We start from the raw sequence: 19,011 nt of genomic DNA, 5'->3' as shown, positions 1-19,011 counted from the left end.
TTGCGAGATATATCTCTCATGCCGCAAACATAGACGAAGTGTCAACAGACCCTATTATTGAGATAAATTTCTGGAATTTTCTATGAGTGATTGGGTATGTCCATGTGGGCAAGGGAATTATCAACAGTGCTGTCAGCCTTTACATGTGGGGCAAAGGCATGCGACTACAGCAACCCAGTTGATGCGTTCACGCTATAGTGCATTTGCCTTGCAGCAGATTGATTATATTGTACAGACCACTGCGCTGGGGCAGCAGGCCAGCCTAGATGTAGCTGCGATTGCAGATTGGAGTCGGTCAAATCAATGGTTGAAATTGGAAGTGTTGAGCAGCAATGAAAAGCTGGACAAAACTCATGCACAAGTAGAGTTTAAAGCGCATTACCATGATGCTAAACAGGTACAGGTTCACCATGAAATTTCCCATTTTGTGCAATTTCAGGCACGCTGGTATTTTCTAGACTCGACCACAGGGCAACAGCCAACCATGAAACAGCCATGTATTTGTGGTTCGGGTAAAAAATTTAAGCAATGTTGTGCGCAATTTTTATAACTTTTATTTGGTTTTCGCTTATCATAACGCGCATCTATTGGCCTAGTGAAAGAAGGGCAAGTCCATGTTGTTGTTGGTCATTTACTTAATTGCCATTACTGCAGAAGCGATGACAGGCGCATTGTCTGCAGGGCGTCGTAGCATGGACTGGTTTGGGGTTACCCTGATTGCCTGTGTCACCGCATTGGGTGGTGGTTCGGTACGAGATGTCTTGTTGGGGCACTATCCTTTAACTTGGGTGAAGCATCCTGAATATTTGGTGCTGACCTGTATTGCCGCTTTTGTCACGATTCTAATTGCCAAATGGATGCGCCATCTACGCTCAATTTTCTTGGTGCTGGATGCCTTGGGCTTAATTGGATTTACCATTATTGGTTGTCAAATTGCTTTAGAAATGGGACATGGCTTTGTGGTATCTGCCGTGGCAGGTGTTCTGACAGGCGTGTCTGGCGGGATTTTGCGCGATATTTTATGTAACGATGTGCCTTTGGTGTTCCGCCGTGAGCTATATGCCAGTATTTCTTTTGTATCTGTCATTTGTTATTGGCTATGTATTGAAATCGGACTGTCTTTAGAACTAACCGTGATTGCGACTTTGGTGTTTGGCTTTACCTTGCGTTTGATTGCCATTTACTTTGGTTTGGAAATGCCAAAATTTATTTATCAGGATGATGATGAGCATTCGGCATCATCCAAAGATGAGTCCTAAGACCACTTCATTTTCAACTTTAAATTTTAGACTGATCGCATAGGATTGGTCTTTGGGGACTATCCCTTCTATAAGTATTCATAGTATAAAAATAGAACACACCGCTGTGCCCCGCACAGCCCTCCTTTTAGCCAACCTGAAGAGTGTGTTATGGATTTAGTTTCACGTGTACAACGTCTGCCGATTGGTAAATTTCACTATAGTCTGCTGGTGGTGATTGGTCTGGGCTGGATGTTTGATGCCATGGATACAGGACTGATTTCCTTTATTTTGGCAAAAATGGCAGAAGACTGGAGCATGACCCCTGCGGAAAAAGGCATGGTGGTGTCAATTGGCTTTGTCGGTATGGCGATTGGTGCAGTCTTTTCAGGTGGTCTAGCCGATAAAATTGGACGTAAAACAGTATTTGCCAGTACCTTGGTTATTTATAGTCTGGCAACTGCAGCCTGTGCCTTTGCACCTAATTTAACTTGGTTGTTGGTATTTCGTTTTATTGTCGGCTTAGGTTTAGGTGGGCAGCTTCCTGTTGCCGTGACTTTGGTCAGTGAATATATTCCTGCACATGTACGTGGGCGCTTTATTGTATTGCTGGAAAGTTTTTGGGGTTTGGGTTGGTTATGTGCGGCATTGGTATCCTATTTTGTGATTCCAAAATTTGATTGGCACATGGCATTTTTAATAGGTGGTTTGCCTGCCTTATATGCCTTGGTCATCTGGAAAAAAGTTCCTGAGTCGATTCCTTATTTAATTAACCGCGGGCGTATTGCCGAAGCGCATGCCTTAGTACAAAAGTTTGAGCGTCAATGCGGGGTAGAGGTGATTGAACAGATTGAAGTTCAGCCTGTTGCAGCCAAACAACACATTTCATTTACCCAGCTATGGTCTGGGCCATTTGCCCGCCGTAGCTTAATGCTGTGGCTAATTTGGTTTGGTATCGTCTATTCCTATTATGGCATTTTTACATGGTTGCCAAGCCTGTTGGTACAGCAAGGCTATAGCATCGTACAGTCATTTGAATATGTATTGGGCATGATTTTGGCACAGCTCCCGGGTTATATTGCTGCCGCATGGTTGGTCGAAAAATTAGGGCGCAAAGCCACTTTGGCTGGCTTTATTGGAATGTGTGCAGTTTCGGCTTACTTCTTTGGTCAGGCAGACAGTGTGGCGATGATCATGTTCTGGGGTTGTCTGATGTCGTTCTTTAACTTGGGTGCGTGGGGCGTGTTATACACCTACACCCCAGAGCAATATCCAACTAATATCCGTGCTTTTGGTTCGGGTTGGGCCTCGGCCATTGGGCGTGTAGGGGGGATTGTTGCCCCGATGGTGGTCACCCACTTAATGGTGATGCAAAATGGCTTTAGTTATGTCTTTATGATGTTTACCGCTGTTTTATTGGCCGTGGCTGTGGTGATTGTGGTATTGGGTGAAGAAACCAAAGGCAAAACGCTAGAGTCGATGGGTTTATAAAAGACAATTTGCCTATTTTTATTTGGCATTGCATATCGGTTATAAAATGCATATTTTTAAGGCATAAGACACAAAATGTCGCAGAGCATCTGTACTAACTCTTGTGCAGGATGCAACTGCGACTTAGCATAAGCCCATTGATACAAAAACAAATGATTTAGGACGATAGGTTTTATGACAAACCTTGCGCATCATGCGACAGAAAACCGTTCCGTAGCAGAATTTACCGAACGTGCATATCTCAACTATGCCATGTACGTCATTATGGATCGTGCATTGCCACATATCAGTGATGGTCTGAAACCTGTTCAGCGCCGTATTGTATATGCCATGAGTGAGCTGGGGCTCAAGCACAGCGGCAAACCAAAAAAATCAGCCCGTACCGTGGGGGATGTGCTAGGTAAATACCATCCACATGGTGACTCCGCCTGTTATGAAGCCATGGTATTGATGGCACAGCCGTTTAGCTATCGCTATCCTTTTATTGAAGGTCAGGGTAACTGGGGCTCACCCGATGATCCTAAATCATTTGCGGCGATGCGTTATACCGAAGCCAAACTGTCGCAATATAGTGAAGTGTTGTTGGCAGAATTGGGGCAGGGTACCTGTGACTGGCAAGATAACTTTGATGGCTCTTTAAAAGAACCTGTCAATTTACCTGCACGTGTACCGAATATTTTGCTGAATGGCACCACAGGTATTGCCGTGGGGATGGCCACCGATATTCCACCGCATAACCTGCGTGAGGTGGTCAAAGGTACTATTGCCCTGATTCGTAATCCAAATTTGAGTGATGAAAAAGTTGCAGAATATATTCCTGCGCCTGATTTACCGACCAAAGCCGAAATTATTACCCCACCTGAAGAATTGCTAAAAATGCAAAGTACAGGGCGTGGTAGTTACCGTATGCGTGCAGTTTACAGCGTCGAAAAAAATGAAATCGTGATTACAGAACTGCCATATCAGGTTTCTGGCTCGAAAATCATTACCCAAATTGCAGATCAAATGCAGGCAAAAAAACTGCCATTAGTCAGCGACGTTCGTGATGAATCTGACCACCAAAACCCAACCCGTTTGGTGATTGTACTGCGCTCCAACCGTATTGATGCCGAAGCGGTGATGAGTCACTTGTTTGCCACGACCGATTTAGAATCGAGCTATCGTGTCAATATGAACATGATTGGCGCAGATGGTCGTCCGCAGGTGAAATCGATTCGTCGTATTTTGCTGGAATGGATTGAGATTCGTAAAAATACCGTCACACGTCGTTTGCAATATCATCTTAATAAAATCGAAAAGCGACTGCACATTTTGGCAGGTTTGCTGATTGCCTATTTAGATATTGATACTGTGATTCGGATTATTCGTGAAGAAGATCATCCTAAAGCCGAGTTGATGGCGCATTTTGGTATTGATGAAATTCAGGCCGAAGCCATTTTGGAGTTAAAGCTACGCCATTTAGCCAAGCTTGAAGAAATGGAAATTCGCCGTGAACAAGAAGAATTAGAAGCACGTGCTGCCATTATTCGTGAACAATTGGCGAATCCTGAATCTTTGAAAAATTTGATTATTAATGAGTTGAAAGAAGACGCGAAAAAATTTGGTGATGATCGTCGTTCACCAATCGTATTGCGCGCTGAAGCGACTGCAATTAATGAGCAAGATATATTACCTGCCGACCCTGTGACTGTGGTGTTGTCAGAAGCAGGTTGGATTCGCTGTGCCAAAGGACATGAAGTGGATGCAGAAAATCTGAACTTCCGTGCAGGTGATCAATACCTTAGTCATGCGCAAGGCAAATCCAATCAGCGTGTTTATATTTTAGATGACACGGGACGCAGTTATGCGCTGGCCATTAATAGCTTGCCATCGGCACGTGGTTTAGGTGAACCGCTGAGTTCTAAACTTTCACCTGCCAGTGGTGTAGGTTTTAAACAATTACTGATTGCAGAAGATGACAGTGAGATTTTAGCCGCCAGCAGCAAAGGCTATGGTTTTAAAACGCAGGCCAAGCAGCTAGATACCAGTGCCAAAGCAGGTAAAGCGTTCTTATCTTTGCCTGAAAAAGCCACGGTGATGAATTTACAAATGACTGAACAAGCCAGTCATGTTGCACTGCTCAGTTCAGCGGGGCGTTTACTGGTAATTGAGCTGTCAGAATTGCCAATTTTAAACAAAGGTAAAGGTAATAAATTGATACAACTTGAAGAAAAAGATCAGTTGTTGTCTATGTTACCCTTAAATTTAGATGAAGCAATTCAAGTATTTGCTGGACAGCAACAATTAAAACTCAAAGGCGAAGACTTGCTTAAATATGTGGCGAAGCGTGGCACGAAAGGTCAGCTCCTACCACGCGGCTATCAAAAAGCAAATAAACTGTTAATTCAAAGATAATACTAGCGTTTTTTAAGCAAAATACGTTATATATGGTTTGTATTCGTGAAAATGGATGCAATATTGGACATAAACAAGCAAACAACGACGTCCGATATTGAGAAAAACAGTTTAAAACTAAGGATTATTGATTGGAGAAATTGGCATTATGGAAAAGATTTGGTTTGCTGAATACCAAAAGACAGGGATTCCAGAAACTGTAGAACTACCTGCAGAAAACACGTCACTTGTAGATGTTTTTGAACGCAATTTCCAAAAATTTGGTTCGCGTGATGCCTTTATCTTTATGGATAAGGTTTTAACCTTTAGTGAGCTTGAAGAAGCAAGCCGTAAATTTGCAACTTATCTACAAAGTTTAGGTTTGGCGCCAGGTTCGCGTGTTGCGGTGATGATGCCGAACGTTCTCCAATATCCTGTTGTTGCACTGGCGGTGTTCCGCGCAGGTTTAGTGTTGGTGAACGTGAACCCGCTTTACACTTCACGTGAGCTTGAGCATCAGTTAAATGACTCAGGTTCTGAAGTTTTGGTAATTGTTGAAAACTTTGCCTCTGTTTATCAGGCCATTATTGGTAAAACTCCTGTGAAGCACGTGGTTGTTGCTTCTGTGGGCGACATGCTAGGTGCTTTAAAAGGTACTTTGGTGAATTTTGTTTTACGTTCAGTGCGTAAGCAAATTCCAGCATGGAACATTCCAGGTCACATTAAATTTAATGCGGCAATGTCTAAAGTGAGTCCAAGCAACTACAAACGCCCAAGCTTAACTTTAAGTGATACTGCTGTATTGCAATATACAGGTGGTACAACTGGGGTATCTAAAGGTGCAGAATTAACGCATCGCAACCTTGTTGCTAACATGCTGCAATGTGATGGTATTTTCCAAAGTAAATTTGGTGCACAAGATGGTCAGCCAGATGACCGTATTTTCTGTGCATTGCCGCTTTATCACATCTTTGCATTCATGGTGTGTGCACTTTACGGCATGTATAAAGGTCAGGCTAACGTACTAATTCCAAACCCGCGTGACTTACCTGCGGTAATGAAAGAATTGCGTAAATATCAGCCGACATTCTTCCCTGCAGTAAACACGTTATTCAATGCGTTAGTGAACAATGAAGAGTTTAAACAGCTCGATCACAGCAAATTGAAGATGGCGATGGGCGGTGGTATGGCAGTATTGCCATCAACAGCTGAAGCGTGGAAAAAAGTCACAGGTACCAACATTATTGAAGGTTATGGCTTGTCTGAGACTTCACCTGTGGCAACGGCTAACCCACCTACATCTGACGAATTTAGTGGTACCATTGGTATTCCATTGCCATTAACTGAAGTGGCTATTTTGGATGATGACGGCAATGAAGTTGCACTAGGTGAGCAAGGTGAAATTTCAATCCGTGGTCCACAAGTCATGAAAGGCTATTGGAACCGTCCAGATGAAACTGACAAAGTGATGATTAATGGTTTCTTCCGTACAGGTGACATTGGTGTCATGGATTCACGCGGCTATGTGAAAATTGTAGACCGTAAAAAAGACATGATTTTGGTATCAGGCTTTAACGTGTATCCATCTGAAATTGAAGAAGTCATTGCGAAGCATCCGAAAGTCTTGGAAGTAGCAGCAATTGGTGTGCCAGATGAAAAATCAGGTGAAGTGCCAAAACTGTTTGTGGTGAAAAAAGATCCATCATTAACCACAGAAGAAGTATTAGCATTCGCTAAAGAGAACTTAACTGGCTATAAACGCCCACGTTATGTGGAGTTTATGGATGAATTGCCAAAATCGAACGTAGGTAAAATCTTGCGTAAAGATTTGCGTAAGACTGCGTAATTCATTCTGCTCTGAAATAAAAACGCCCCTGAAAACTCAGGGGCATTTTTTATATGCTATAGAAAATAGATTGTTTCTTGTTCGATAAAGGCAAAAGTATTACTCTTTCATCAGCCAACGGTCAAAGTAACGACGCCCAACACCCACAATACCCAAGAAAATAAACATCGCACCAAATTGGCGGCTAAAACCTGATTGATTAAAACTGCCATAACTTAAAATATTATCAATTAAGCAGTACACCACAATCACGATAATCCAGTGCCAGAGCGGTAAGCGCTTAATCCCTACCGCATAAAACGCCACCCAAAGTACAACGAAGGTAAAAATGGTCGACCATACGTTCATGTTGGCGCAAATCACCATCAATAAAAATGCCACAATAGGCAACACAATTTTTAAAACACGATCCACTCGCAGTTGATGTTGGCGCTGCTTTTCAAGTACATCTAACATTTCCTTTTGATCTGGGCTGACCATAATGGATCCTTTATACAATTGCTTAAAACATGCTATTTAACAAAATTTATTCAAGAAATGCCATGTTATGATAAGTTCTCAATACAGTTTATGAGAAAAAATTGATGCAAAGCATAAGTGGAATTGTTTATCTAATTATTATTGCTTGCTTATTGCCGTATGTCTTTGCTGTTGTCGCAAAAATGGCAGGCGGCTTTAAACGTGAAGATAACCAAAATCCACGTGAATTTTTAGCCAAAACTACAGGTTTGGCTGCACGTGCTAACGCCGTACAGCAAAACAGTTTTGAAAGCCTGCCTTTATTTATTGCTGCAGTGCTCATGGCGGAATATATGGTCATCCCACAAGTGGTGGTGATGATGTTTGGTATTGCTTATATTGTGCTACGCATTATTTATGGAATTTGTTATTTAGCCAATTGGGCGACGTTGCGTTCAATTGTTTGGATGCTGTCTTTACTTTGCCCAATTTGTATTTTGCTGATGGTGATTAAACTGACCTGATCAAGTCATGTCTGAAAATATGTATTTTTGCCTTGCAGATGTATAATCGCGCAGTAATTCAGGACAGAAAACCGTTATAATTGACGCGGTTTTAAAAAGATTTAACTTGTTTAAGAGTGATGCTATGAGCTACAGCAATATCCCTGCGGGTAAAGATGCACCAAATGACATCTATGTGATCATTGAAATTCCTGCCAATGCAGCGCCAATCAAATACGAAATTGACAAAGATTCTGATGCATTATTTGTAGACCGTTTCATGGGTACAGCAATGTTCTACCCAGCGAACTACGGTTATGTACCAAATACACTTTCATTGGATGGTGATCCGCTAGACGTATTGGTTGTGACCCCACACCCAGTAGAGCCAGGTTCTGTGATTCGTTGCCGCCCAGTGGGTAAATTGAACATGGAAGATGATGGTGGTATTGATGCGAAATTGGTTGCCGTTCCGCACGAAAAATTAACCCCAATTTATAAAGATGTTCAAGAATATACGGATCTTCCACCATTATTGATCAGCCAAATTGAACACTTCTTCCAGCACTATAAAGACTTAGAGCCAGGCAAATGGGTGAAGTTAAGTGGTTGGGAAGGTGCTGATGTTGCGAAACAAGAAGTATTGAACTCAATTGAAGGCTACAAAGCTGCAAATCCATAATTTGCGTGGCCTGTTCAGCGTTCAAATGAAAGCTGAAATGTAAAAAACCTGCACATATTCTGTGCAGGTTTTTTTATTGGGTTGGCTATTCCGAGAAATTAGAATAATTTCACAGGAATATCTAACCAGATACGCCATTCGTTGGTTGAGCCAACAGCATTACTGACATAATTTCCTTTCGCATTGTTATACGTATCGCTTGCACGTAAGTAAGAGTGACGTAAGCGTAAGCTTGCATCTTTGAATGCACCCGATTGAACCGTATATTTCACTTGGTTAAAGAATTCATGTTCTTCAGCTTGGTCGATAATTTGTGCTGGATTACTTGTTTCGGCTACATCAATATCCCAACCATAAACGAATGCTGTTGTCCAGTTTAGACCAGGAAGACCATGATTTTTAAAGTTATAGTTGTATTGTAAGCCTAAAGATTTTTCATCATTACCTACAAAATCAGACAAATATGAGTTAGGTACATAAATAGATTGTGCACCATCTGCGTTACCGCCGTAGTCATAGCCTACATCGCCAAAGTTTTGTTGGTAAGCCAACATCACATTGTGTACATCTTTGCTATATGAAGTAGAGATTGCCCAAATATCATTGGTTTTCTCTGTTTTTGCAATTCCACCATCCTTTGCATCTGTACCATAGGCAGGGTTTGCAATCGTACCTGTTGCTGAATAAGTTGAAGCATCTTTAGAGAATTCTGTGTGGTAGCCGCTTAGATCAAAGTTCAGCGCAGCACCATCTTTTAAGCCGTAGTTATAGTTCACATTGGCATAGTGACGATCTAACTTATCTTTAACATCAACACCGTAATAAGATGCTTTTAAGTCATCATTAAATGTATATTTCGCACCCCATACCACAGCACGGTCTAATTCATTACCATCTGAATTGATTTGGCTTGAATATTGGTTCTCAGTAAATTTACCTGCAACCAAGTTTAAGTTATCAATTTCATTGCTTTGAACAAGTACACCTGTGAAATATTCAGGTACTAAGCGGGCAGTGTTGCTAGCTAGGACAGGTAAATCTAAAACTTGTGTACCGTAAGTTGCTGTAGTATTCGAGATACGTGCTTTGACATAAGCACCACCACGCGCCCAATGGTCATAAGCAGAGCCATCATTATGTGTTGGAATCATTCCGTTGCCCGTATGCGCATTTTCACCTAGTTTGAATGAAGCATCACCAATGATACCTGCACCAAAACCAACAATACCTTTAGTAAAGCCAGAATCTAGATTGATAATTGCTGTTTGAGCTGCAGAGCTTGTGTCGTTTGTTAGTCCATCTTTTTTATCACGATTCAAATAACCTGTACGGAATAAAACCGAACCGTTTGCGTCTTCTACAAAGCCTTTAGATTCACTTTGTTCGCTAGCAAATGCAGTTGAAACAAGCGCTGCGTTGATCAGCAACGCAAGTGTTAATTTTTTAGATTGCAGCATTGGGAGACAGCCTCATGCAGTAAATGTGTAGTTGAAACGTAGCCGAATTGTATCGCTATTTAGGCGCGAAAATATCATTTTTAAGGGGCTTATGACACTAAAGTTAAGCATTTTTTCGATAAACTGTAGGGTCATTAAAAATATTGAATTTTAAAAAGTTTAATAATTATTTTAATTTTTAGTAAAAACATGAACATAATTTTAAATGAGCTGAACAGCTAGAATGGATGACTTGGGAGCAATGCTTTAAGTTTTTTGTAAATTTTAGCCATAAAATCAGCTTTGTTTAATATTTCAGTAGTTTAAGTTAAGAATTTATGGCGAAATAAGTAAGTAAAAACCTAAAATTTTATGTTTATTTCATCTTCTTAAGTATTTACTCATAAGTGCGGTTTTAAATTTAAAAATAGATAAAGTTGGATATTTTGGTTTTTATTTGAACTAAAAGTATAAAAAATAGAATCGTGTTTATGGGGTGAGTAATAGTTTTTAGCTATGAGGTGTTTCATGTGAAATACGGTGTTTTATTTGCGCTGTTTTTGATGAATTTGACCCAATTAGTATTTCTCTCTTCGCTAAATTTTTAAGTGTAATAACTTCAGAAGAGATTGCATCGGCCTGCCACAATGCTGCTGAAATCTCACATTGGCTATTCGGTTTAACAATTTGAATGATATGCATGTTCTTGGTGCAAAAAAATTATTCGCATTCAAAAATATTTTTTCTAGGCCAAACATGCTGTTTGCCCTTAATGGGCAAGGGGCTATAAGCATATGAGTAATGACTTTGTCCCAGTTTTTAGTATATGCAAAGATGTGGGAATAAATGTTATTGCACTTTTTTAGGTAGTTTAAAATGGAGTTCTAAGTCAGGCACATCAAAAATGTTGCAATGTATTCGGTATCTGCACAGTAAATATGACTTAAACATCTACCTAAAAAGAATAAAAAAAAGTATCTTATAGGTCACAGTGATAAAAACAAGAAATTTATTAATTTAAAAATAAATATAAATAACAATTATTTATATGTGGTTGTGAGCCTATTCTGAGTATGAAAAATCTTGTTTTTTTGAATGTTGGCACACGGTTTGCAATCCTCCATGTGAGTTAAACAACAATAGACACAAGCATCTCATCAGATGCAGGGGGAATAATCATGAACATGAGATTTAAAACACTTTTTGCAGCAGCGATGATGGCAGCATCTGGTCTAAGCATGGCATCAGAATCAACTTCAGCATTGTCTTTTAGTGGTACTGCGGCAATGACCAGTGATTATCGTTTTCGTGGCATGACACAAACAATGAGTGATCCTGCGGTGCAAGCGGGTTTTGCGTTGAGCCATGATTCAGGCCTTTATGCTGGTGTGTGGGGTTCCAATGTCGATTTTGGTGGCACAGCGCATTTAGAACTTGACCCTTATTTGGGTTATGCCACTACTTTAGACAGTTTTGCCAGCAAGCCATTATTAGACGTGGGTTTTTGGTATTACGCCTACCCAAGTGAGAGCGATTTAAACTGGCTCGAAGCTTATGCAAAATTAGGTTTTAGTGATGTTTTGTTTAAAGATGCCAGCTTATTAACAGCCATTAACTACAGTAATGATTTCTTAGGTGGTGACACCGATGCTTGGTATTTCAATGCCACTTATACCGCACCCATTGGAAGTACCGGCTTTTCTGGGGTTGCTGGATTAGGTTACACCCAAGCAGATGACTTTGATTTTGGCGGTGGAAAAGACAGCTATGTAGATTGGAAAGTCGGTGTAAGCTATAACTTTGCTTCAGTTGAAGGTTTATCTGGTGAATTGGCTGCTGTAGGAACTGATATTGATACCGATGGTTTTTCGCATGCGGCAAAGCGTGGTGTTGAAACAGGAGCTGTATTTACTTTAACTAAAGCCTTCTAAAGATAGGGCTAGGACGATAAATAAAAGCTTCAGTTTGGAGTGAAACTTAAAACAATAAAAACAACTCGCCCATTGTCAGGCATGGCAATGGGCTTTTTTTCATCTCTTAGACTTTCAATCAGGCTTCATGGGCACGATAAGACAGCGCTTCACTCAAATGTGGACTTTGAATCTGTTCACTTTGGGCTAAATCTGCAATGGTGCGTGCCACCCGTAACACCCGATGATACGCACGCGCCGATAAGTTCAAACGCTGCTGCGCAATGGCTAAAATATTTTGGGCAGTATTATCTAAGTGTGCAAATAGTTCTAATTGTTTGGGACTGAGCGCCATGTTTAAACACTCTTGGCGTTGCAATTGTCGTGTATATGCTTGAATGACACGGCTTCGCACGGTTTCAGAATTTTCCACTGGTCGGGTGTCCTGTAATTCATGTGCTTGCAGAGGTGGTACATCAATGTGTAAGTCGATACGATCCAATAACGGCCCTGAAATACGGTTTTGATAGCGTTTAATACTTTCTGCAGAACATTGGCAGCGCACATCCTGATTAAAAGCATAACCACAAGGACAGGGATTCATGGCGGCAATTAGTTGAAAGTTGGCTGGAAAGGTAATTTGCCGAGAAGCGCGGGAGATCACAATTTCTTTGGACTCTAAAGGTTGGCGCAGCACTTCTAACACTTTTTTATCAAATTCAGGTAATTCATCTAAAAATAAAACGCCTAAATGCGCCAAGGTAATTTCACCGGGTTTGGGATATGAGCCTCCACCGACCAAGGCTACAGCAGAAGCGGTATGATGTGGGGCGCGAAAAGGACGCTGTCCAAAAGTATGCGGGCTGTTCGCCACGGAGTAGATACTGGCAACTTCTAAATTTTCTTGCATATTTAAGGGCGGTAAAATACTGGAAAGTCGGGATGCCAATAAGGTTTTACCGGTACCGGGTGGGCCTTTGAATAGCAATGAATGTCCACCTGCGGCTGCAATTTCCAAAGCGCGTCGTGGGCGTAATTGTCCTTTCACATCGACTAAATCAAATGAGGAGTGTGATAGCTGTGGCTGTGCAGTCGCGATGACTTTATCTAAAAGCTGGCTTTGTGCCAAATGTTCGCAAACTTGTTTTAAATGTGTGGCGGCAAAGACTTCAAAGTCTGGCAATTGAGCAGCTTCTTGTGCATTTTGTTCAGGTAAAACCAAACGATGCTGTGCCTGTTGGCAGGCAATCGCAATACTGAGTGTGCCTGTGGTGGGGCGTAATTGACCATCTAAAGCCAATTCTCCAATAAATTCTAAACCGTCAGTGCTCTGTTCGGGCAATTGTCCCGATGCAATTAAAATACCTAAGGCGATGGCTAAGTCTAAACGCGACCCATCTTTGGGCAAGTCGGCAGGCGCTAAATTAATCGTTAAACGCTTGGTTGGAAATTGAAAACCACTATTAATAATGGCAGAGCGTACTCGGTCTTTACTCTCACGTACGGCAGCTTCGGCTAGACCAACTATGGTTAAAGAAGGTAAGCCTTGACTTAGATGGACTTCAACTTCAATTGCAGGGGCATGCAAGCCGAGCAGCCCCCGCGTATACACTTTGGCAAAAGACATTTTTATTATGATCCGTTTTGGTGCGTTATTTTTATAATGTTTGGTTTTTGTACTTAAGCACTCAATTGGTGCTTATTTTTTGAGTTGGATTTTCTGTTCTAGTACTTCAACCTGTTTTAACAACTCATTTAAACGTAAGTTGGCATTATTGAGCGCAGTACGTTGGCGGTCTAGCTCATCTTGCGAGACCAAATCCATTTTGGTGACCGCTTCATTGAGCAAAGCACGTAAATTATGTTCTAAATCTTTTTTAGGTTGTTCAATTTGTTCCAAAATGGCTTGTAATAAAGTTTCAATCATTGTTGTTTCCACAAAGATGGAGAAAATGGAGGCAGTGTAGCACTGGTCTTGAATAGACTATAGCATTTCAGACGAAATATGGATTTATTCGATGAGTAAAATCGTAAATCTTCTAATAAATATGTCTATTTTTTGAAGATCAAAACCATATAAATGTATAAAATAAGGTATAAAGAAAACTCATGTCACGGTTTCTAATTTCCCCCGACCTTAGAACTTTGGCATGGAATTTGAACATAAAACCTTACTGGTGAATTAAGCCGAAGGAAAACAAACATGAAGCTCGTAACTGCAATTGTAAAACCCTTTAAATTAGATGATGTGCGTGAAGCATTATCTGAAATTGGTGTTCAAGGGATCACCGTAACAGAAGTCAAAGGCTTCGGTCGCCAAAAAGGTCACACCGAACTTTATCGTGGCGCTGAATACGTCGTTGACTTCTTGCCTAAAGTTAAAATTGAAATCGCAATTAGCGATGAAATGGTGGATTCGGTGATTGAGTCAATCACTCGTGTTGCTAGTACAGGCAAGATTGGTGATGGCAAAATCTTTGTGACTAACCTCGAACAAGTCATCCGTATTCGTACAGGTGAAACGGGTGCAGACGCTGTTTAAGAAAATGGCACGAAGTTTGCTGAGTACCTAATAACTCACAAAAACAAAGGTCGGGGGACACAAATGAAAAAAATGCTACTCGCGCTGAGTCTATCAGGCGCACTTCTTGGTGGTTCTGTTGCTTGGGCTGAAGAAGCCGTAACAGCCACCGCACCAACTTCAGATGTTGCAGTGCTTGAAACTGCCGAAACATCTCCTATCGAAACACCAAATGCAACAGAAGTTGCAGCTGTAGCAGAAGTCAGCACGCCCGAAGCTGCTGAACCAGAAGCTGTATTAGATACAGGCGATACCGCTTGGATTTTAGTTTCGACTGCTTTAGTTTTACTCATGACCATTCCTGGTTTGGCACTGTTTTATGGCGGTATGGTACGCAAGAAAAACGTACTCAATACTATGGCCTATAGCTTTGTAGCAGCAGCCGTGGTCAGTATTGCCTGGGTGGCAGTGGGCTATAGTTTGGCTTTTGGTGAAGGTAATGCCTTTATTGGTGGTCTAGACAAAGTCATGCTGGCGGGCATTGGTACCGATGCGCTCAGTGGCAGTATTCCTGAAATTCTATTTGTGATATTCCAAATGACCTTTGCCATTATTACTGTGGCAATTATCAGTGGTTCAATTGCAGAACGAATGAAGTTTGGTGCCTTTGTTGCCTTTATCGCGATCTGGGTGGTCGTGGTCTATGCACCAATTACCCACTGGGTATGGGGTGGTGGTTGGTTAGGCAATGATGGCGCACTCGACTTTGCTGGTGGTACTGTTGTTCATATTAACTCGGGTGTTGCAGGTTTGGTTGCTGCATACATGTTGGGTAAACGTATGGGCTTGGGCCGTGAATCTATGGCCCCGCACAACCTGACCTTGACTGTACTGGGTGCAAGTTTACTTTGGGTGGGCTGGTTTGGTTTCAACGGTGGTTCTGCTTTAGGCGCGAATGGTGCAGCGGGTTATGCCTTAGTTGTGACTCAAGTGGCAGCCGCAGCCGCAGCAATTGCATGGCTTGTGGTTGAAAAACTGGTACGTGGTAAAGGTTCTGTATTAGGTGCTGCATCGGGTGCTGTTGCAGGTTTGGTCGTCATTACGCCAGCGGCAGGTTTTGTGACTGTCGGTGGTGCATTAGCGATGGGTTTAATTGGTGGTGTGGTCTGTTTCTGGGGGATTACTGCCTTAAAACGCGCCCTGAAAGCCGATGACTCTTTAGATGCCTTTGGACTACATGGTGTAGGTGGTATTGTTGGTGCAATTTTAACCGCCTTTTTTGCCAGCGAGTTTATTATGGGCGATGCTGCACCAAGCAACCTAATGAGCCAAGTTTGGGTGCAAGTTGAAGGTGTGTTAGCGACTATTGCTTACTCAGCTGTACTGACTTTCATCATCTTAAAAGTAATTGATCTAACCATTGGTATTCGTGTGGCTGCAGAAGATGAGCGTATGGGACTCGACTTAAGCCAACATGGTGAACGTGTAGAATAATCTAGACAGTACATAATCAATATATTGTGTAAAACAGCCCTTCGGGGCTGTTTTTTTTCTATATGTTGCGTAAAACTCTACAAAGTTTGGAATTTTTGCTACACTGCATTTTCATTCAAATTTGTGCAATTAAACCGCTATGCATTGTCCATTTTGCAACACTGCAGACAGTAAAGTGATTGACTCACGTTTGGCGGCAGAAGGCTGTCAAATTCGCCGACGTCGCGAGTGTATTGGCTGTGGTGAACGCTTCACCACTTTTGAAAGTTATGAAGTCGTCATGCCACGGGTGATTAAATCGGATGGGAAAAGTGAACCCTTCGATGAGGTCAAGCTGCGTCGTTCGTTAATGCATGCTTTGCAAAAACGTCCTGTGACCCAAGAGCAAATTGAAACGGTACTCAGCGACATTCAATTACAAATTCGCCGTTTGGGTGAGCGTGATGTGAAATCACGTACCATTGGTGAAATTGTGATGCAGGCTTTATTTGCATTGGATCACGTGGCGTATGTGCGTTTTGCTTCGGTGTATCAGGACTTTCAGGATGTCGAAGCGTTTCGTCGTCAAATTGAACAAATGCAGTTACGTGAGCAATAAATCCTCATGTCAGCAAAAAGCACACAACATCTGAATATGACTGAATCTACTTCCAATTTACCACCCGACGATCTTTTTTGGATGCGTCGTGCTATTGAATTGGCACGTTTGGGGCAATACAGTACCAAACCTAATCCAAATGTCGGCTGTGTGATTGTTAAAGATGCGCAATTATTGGGCGAAGGTTATCATCCGCGTGCAGGACAACCGCATGCCGAAGTCTTTGCTTTGCGTCAGGCAGGTGAACAGGCACGTGGTGCAACTGCCTATGTAACTTTGGAGCCGTGTGCGCACTATGGACGCACACCACCTTGTGCCAAAGCATTGGTTGATGCAGGCGTGGCTAAAGTGGTGGTGGCATGTCCAGACCCAAATCCATTGGTGGCAGGCAAGGGCGTTCAGATTTTAAAGGATGCAGGCATTCAGGTGGATGTCGGTGTGGCAGAAGCTGAAGCGCGTCAGTTAAATTTAGGCTTTTTAAAAGCCATGGCTACGGGCATGCCCTATGTGCGTTTAAAAGTAGCTTCAAGTTTGGATGGTCGCACGGCAATGGCTTCGGGTGAATCCAAATGGATCACAGGCACGGCTGCACGTGCCGATGTGCAGCATTGGCGGGCAATTTCTGCTGCAGTATTAACGGGGATCGACACGTTACTGGCCGATGACTGTCTGCTTAATGTACGCCACTTAGAGGGTGTAGATGACATCCACAGCGTAGTACAACCCAAACGGATTATTTTAGATCGCCAAGGTCGTTTGCCTTTGAGCGCACAAATTTTGCAGCAGCCTGAAACGGTGATGGTGATGGGACCGTATCGTGCAGAGTTGGCTGCTTTGGGCGTGTTACAATTGGAACCGCAACCTTTAGCCACCTTACTTGCCCAATTGGTACAGCAACATCAAATTTATGATGTATTGGTTGAAGCGGGTGCAACCTTATCGACCGCTTTCTTACAGGAAGGTTGGGTTGATGAAGTGATCAGCTATGTGGCACCTACATTGTTAGGGCGCTCAGCTCGTGCCATGTTTAATGCAGAATTTGAACAGATGGCAGAGCAACTTCGATTTAAACTTTGCGATGTCACTCAATTGGGTGATGACGTGCGCCTTAGGTTAATTCCTTCTCAAGAGACACTATGAGTTCAGAGTCAACGGTTTATCACAAACGTCGTCATGCGGCACGCACCACTGATGAATACTTATTCCATCAGTTAGTGCCTTATTTGGGCAATAAACGCCGTTTACTGCATCTGATTTTAGAAGCACTTGAACAGACAGGAACGCTACATCCTAAAAATGGTCGTGCACCAATTTTTGCCGATTTTTTTGCAGGTTCAGGAGTGGTATCACGTTTGGCGCGTCAAAATGGTTATCGGGTGATTGCCAATGACTGGGAACCGTACAGCCATGCCTTAAACCATGCGATTTTGGCCTGCACTGAAGCACCTGCGTTTAAAGAATTAGGCGGCTATCAAAAAGCCATTGATTATTTGAACCGTTTGCCTGAAGTCAAAGGCTGGGTGACGCATAATTTGTGTCCGCGCAATGACGAAATTTATGACCCAAGTCGTGACCGTTTATTCTTTAAACGTCGTAACGGTATGCGCATAGATGCGATTCGTCAGCAAATTGCTACGTGGCAAGCGCAGGGTGCCATTGATGATGTTGAGATGTCGGCATTGTTGGCGCCGTTGTTGTACTCTGCCAGTTTTGTCAGTAATACCAGTGGGGTGTTTAAAAGCTTCCACCACGGCTGGGGTGGCAAAACTCAAACTGCACTCGAACGAATAGAATCATTATTGTGGCTCACGCCAAGTCGTTTTTGTGACATTGGTGAACCAAATAAACCTGCTGCAGAAATGTGGTGTGTCGATGCACAGCATCTTGCCAATCAAATGAGTGGTTTTGAGGTGGATGTGGCTTATTTAGACCCACCGTATAATCAACATGCTTATAGCAGTAACTATCATGTCTTAAATGCCTTAACCTTGTGGGATCAGGTCGATTTACCAACCCCAGACACCAAAGGCTTTAAAAGTGGTATTGACCGTGCATGGCGCAAAGAACGTCCAAGTCCATACAACTCATCTAAGTACGCCAAAGAGGCGTATGAAACCTTATTGGACACCATTAATGCACGTTTTATTCTGACCAGTTATTCTACCGATGGTAATATTAGTGCCACAGACTTGTTGCAAGCCAATTTAAAACGCGGTCGAGTGACGTTATTGACGCAAGATGTTCCGCGTTATCGCGTGAGTAAACAGCGTCAGTCCGAGCGTGCGCGCGTGCTGGAATTTATTGTGATTACCGATACGCATGCCAAGTCAGGCCCACCTATTCGCCAGTTGTTAGGGCAACTTTACCATTTTGCAGAATTGGGTGGTGTAGATACCTCAGGTGTGAGTACCCAATTGGCGTTGTGGTAAATCCACAAATCCTCAGTGAATGAGAGAAAAG

General features: G+C 42.4%; 18 protein-coding genes. 13 read left to right on the top strand and 5 right to left on the bottom strand.

Annotation, left to right across the window (positions count from 1 at the left end):
- The first annotated feature begins 82 nt into the window (after positions 1–82).
- The 5 genes from FTU66_RS04205 (at position 83) to FTU66_RS04185 (ending at position 6,948) form a co-directional block, all read left to right on the top strand.
- On the top strand, positions 83–550 hold the full coding sequence (locus tag FTU66_RS04205; protein WP_180112355.1) for a YchJ family protein: 468 nt from the start codon (positions 83–85) through the stop codon (positions 548–550).
- 64 nt (positions 551–614) lie between these two features.
- Complete coding sequence (locus FTU66_RS04200) at positions 615–1,259, top strand: trimeric intracellular cation channel family protein (RefSeq protein ID WP_168419440.1); 645 nt, start codon at positions 615–617, stop codon at positions 1,257–1,259.
- A gap of 150 nt (positions 1,260–1,409) precedes the next feature.
- Positions 1,410–2,729, top strand: a complete 1,320-nt coding sequence (locus tag FTU66_RS04195; RefSeq protein ID WP_168419441.1) for an MFS transporter — start codon at positions 1,410–1,412, stop codon at positions 2,727–2,729.
- A 174-nt stretch (positions 2,730–2,903) separates the two neighbouring features.
- The gene (parC, locus tag FTU66_RS04190; protein WP_180112354.1) at positions 2,904–5,123 is read left to right on the top strand and encodes a DNA topoisomerase IV subunit A; all 2,220 of its coding nucleotides are present in this window, start codon (positions 2,904–2,906) and stop codon (positions 5,121–5,123) included.
- 148 nt (positions 5,124–5,271) lie between these two features.
- Positions 5,272–6,948 (top strand): AMP-binding protein, encoded by a 1,677-nt coding sequence (locus tag FTU66_RS04185; protein ID WP_180112353.1) that lies wholly within the window; start codon positions 5,272–5,274, stop codon positions 6,946–6,948.
- Between the two features lie 99 nt (positions 6,949–7,047).
- On the opposite strand, the gene FTU66_RS04180 is transcribed toward FTU66_RS04185, so the two are convergent.
- Entirely contained in the window at positions 7,048–7,428 is a 381-nt protein-coding gene (locus tag FTU66_RS04180) for a hypothetical protein (RefSeq protein ID WP_004975646.1), read from the bottom strand.
- A 104-nt stretch (positions 7,429–7,532) separates the two neighbouring features.
- Here FTU66_RS04180 and FTU66_RS04175 point away from each other — a divergent pair, with 104 nt between their 5' ends.
- Together FTU66_RS04175 and ppa are read left to right on the top strand one after the other, a co-directional pair.
- A complete protein-coding gene (locus tag FTU66_RS04175; protein ID WP_104852906.1) occupies positions 7,533–7,931 on the top strand; it encodes an MAPEG family protein in 399 nt (132 codons plus the stop codon).
- Between the two features lie 124 nt (positions 7,932–8,055).
- Positions 8,056–8,592, top strand: a complete 537-nt coding sequence (gene ppa / locus FTU66_RS04170) for an inorganic diphosphatase (RefSeq protein WP_004975651.1) — start codon at positions 8,056–8,058, stop codon at positions 8,590–8,592.
- A 98-nt stretch (positions 8,593–8,690) separates the two neighbouring features.
- Here the strand turns inward: ppa and FTU66_RS04165 are convergent, their stop codons facing one another.
- Together FTU66_RS04165 and FTU66_RS04160 are read right to left on the bottom strand one after the other, a co-directional pair.
- Positions 8,691–10,049: an OprD family outer membrane porin gene (locus FTU66_RS04165; protein ID WP_180112352.1), complete on the bottom strand. Its 1,359-nt coding sequence runs from the start codon at positions 10,047–10,049 to the stop codon at positions 8,691–8,693.
- A gap of 489 nt (positions 10,050–10,538) precedes the next feature.
- On the bottom strand, positions 10,539–10,730 hold the full coding sequence (locus FTU66_RS04160) for a hypothetical protein (RefSeq protein ID WP_179989575.1): 192 nt from the start codon (positions 10,728–10,730) through the stop codon (positions 10,539–10,541).
- 473 nt (positions 10,731–11,203) lie between these two features.
- Here FTU66_RS04160 and FTU66_RS04155 point away from each other — a divergent pair, with 473 nt between their 5' ends.
- Positions 11,204–11,959 carry a TorF family putative porin gene (locus FTU66_RS04155; protein ID WP_373684815.1) on the top strand — a complete coding sequence of 252 codons (756 nt, stop codon included), beginning with the start codon at positions 11,204–11,206 and terminating at the stop codon, positions 11,957–11,959.
- Between the two features lie 118 nt (positions 11,960–12,077).
- Here the strand turns inward: FTU66_RS04155 and FTU66_RS04150 are convergent, their stop codons facing one another.
- On the bottom strand, positions 12,078–13,565 hold the full coding sequence (locus FTU66_RS04150) for a YifB family Mg chelatase-like AAA ATPase (protein WP_180112350.1): 1,488 nt from the start codon (positions 13,563–13,565) through the stop codon (positions 12,078–12,080).
- 72 nt (positions 13,566–13,637) lie between these two features.
- Positions 13,638–13,865 (bottom strand): accessory factor UbiK family protein, encoded by a 228-nt coding sequence (locus tag FTU66_RS04145; protein WP_019838153.1) that lies wholly within the window; start codon positions 13,863–13,865, stop codon positions 13,638–13,640.
- Positions 13,866–14,141: 276 nt separating this feature from the next.
- On the opposite strand from FTU66_RS04145, the gene glnK reads away from it, so the two are divergent.
- The 5 genes from glnK to FTU66_RS04120 all read left to right on the top strand — a co-directional run bounded on the left by glnK (position 14,142) and on the right by FTU66_RS04120 (position 18,980).
- Entirely contained in the window at positions 14,142–14,480 is a 339-nt protein-coding gene (gene glnK / locus FTU66_RS04140) for a P-II family nitrogen regulator (protein ID WP_004650081.1), read from the top strand.
- A gap of 63 nt (positions 14,481–14,543) precedes the next feature.
- Positions 14,544–15,953 (top strand): ammonium transporter, encoded by a 1,410-nt coding sequence (locus FTU66_RS04135; RefSeq protein WP_180064684.1) that lies wholly within the window; start codon positions 14,544–14,546, stop codon positions 15,951–15,953.
- 139 nt (positions 15,954–16,092) lie between these two features.
- Positions 16,093–16,551: a transcriptional regulator NrdR gene (gene nrdR / locus FTU66_RS04130; protein WP_180112349.1), complete on the top strand. Its 459-nt coding sequence runs from the start codon at positions 16,093–16,095 to the stop codon at positions 16,549–16,551.
- Between the two features lie 36 nt (positions 16,552–16,587).
- On the top strand, positions 16,588–17,691 hold the full coding sequence (gene ribD / locus FTU66_RS04125; protein WP_180008481.1) for a bifunctional diaminohydroxyphosphoribosylaminopyrimidine deaminase/5-amino-6-(5-phosphoribosylamino)uracil reductase RibD: 1,104 nt from the start codon (positions 16,588–16,590) through the stop codon (positions 17,689–17,691).
- A complete protein-coding gene (locus FTU66_RS04120; RefSeq protein ID WP_004975669.1) occupies positions 17,688–18,980 on the top strand; it encodes a DNA adenine methylase in 1,293 nt (430 codons plus the stop codon). The genes ribD and FTU66_RS04120 overlap by 4 nt, the downstream gene beginning before the upstream one ends.
- The last annotated feature ends 31 nt before the right edge of the window (positions 18,981–19,011 follow it).

Source organism: Acinetobacter sp. YH12131 (assembly GCF_013418635.1).
Classification (GTDB): domain Bacteria; phylum Pseudomonadota; class Gammaproteobacteria; order Pseudomonadales; family Moraxellaceae; genus Acinetobacter; species Acinetobacter towneri.
Note: the sequence above shows the minus strand (reverse complement) of the source record. Positions and strands in the feature narration are given on the sequence as shown.

What these genes read in the sequence shown, in the direction of transcription:
- nrdR (WP_180112349.1), top strand. Translation starts at nt 16,093, where the DNA reads ATGCATTGTCCATTTTGCAACACTGCAGACAGTAAAGTGATTGACTCA.
- FTU66_RS04185 (WP_180112353.1), top strand. Translation starts at nt 5,272, where the DNA reads ATGGAAAAGATTTGGTTTGCTGAATACCAAAAGACAGGGATTCCAGAA.
- FTU66_RS04150 (WP_180112350.1), bottom strand. Translation starts at nt 13,565, where the DNA reads ATGTCTTTTGCCAAAGTGTATACGCGGGGGCTGCTCGGCTTGCATGCC.
- glnK (WP_004650081.1), top strand. Translation starts at nt 14,142, where the DNA reads ATGAAGCTCGTAACTGCAATTGTAAAACCCTTTAAATTAGATGATGTG.
- ppa (WP_004975651.1), top strand. Translation starts at nt 8,056, where the DNA reads ATGAGCTACAGCAATATCCCTGCGGGTAAAGATGCACCAAATGACATC.
- FTU66_RS04200 (WP_168419440.1), top strand. Translation starts at nt 615, where the DNA reads ATGTTGTTGTTGGTCATTTACTTAATTGCCATTACTGCAGAAGCGATG.
- parC (WP_180112354.1), top strand. Translation starts at nt 2,904, where the DNA reads ATGACAAACCTTGCGCATCATGCGACAGAAAACCGTTCCGTAGCAGAA.
- FTU66_RS04135 (WP_180064684.1), top strand. Translation starts at nt 14,544, where the DNA reads ATGAAAAAAATGCTACTCGCGCTGAGTCTATCAGGCGCACTTCTTGGT.
- FTU66_RS04180 (WP_004975646.1), bottom strand. Translation starts at nt 7,428, where the DNA reads ATGGTCAGCCCAGATCAAAAGGAAATGTTAGATGTACTTGAAAAGCAG.
- FTU66_RS04205 (WP_180112355.1), top strand. Translation starts at nt 83, where the DNA reads ATGAGTGATTGGGTATGTCCATGTGGGCAAGGGAATTATCAACAGTGC.
- FTU66_RS04195 (WP_168419441.1), top strand. Translation starts at nt 1,410, where the DNA reads ATGGATTTAGTTTCACGTGTACAACGTCTGCCGATTGGTAAATTTCAC.
- FTU66_RS04175 (WP_104852906.1), top strand. Translation starts at nt 7,533, where the DNA reads ATGCAAAGCATAAGTGGAATTGTTTATCTAATTATTATTGCTTGCTTA.
- FTU66_RS04160 (WP_179989575.1), bottom strand. Translation starts at nt 10,730, where the DNA reads ATGCATATCATTCAAATTGTTAAACCGAATAGCCAATGTGAGATTTCA.
- ribD (WP_180008481.1), top strand. Translation starts at nt 16,588, where the DNA reads ATGACTGAATCTACTTCCAATTTACCACCCGACGATCTTTTTTGGATG.
- FTU66_RS04120 (WP_004975669.1), top strand. Translation starts at nt 17,688, where the DNA reads ATGAGTTCAGAGTCAACGGTTTATCACAAACGTCGTCATGCGGCACGC.
- FTU66_RS04165 (WP_180112352.1), bottom strand. Translation starts at nt 10,049, where the DNA reads ATGCTGCAATCTAAAAAATTAACACTTGCGTTGCTGATCAACGCAGCG.
- FTU66_RS04145 (WP_019838153.1), bottom strand. Translation starts at nt 13,865, where the DNA reads ATGATTGAAACTTTATTACAAGCCATTTTGGAACAAATTGAACAACCT.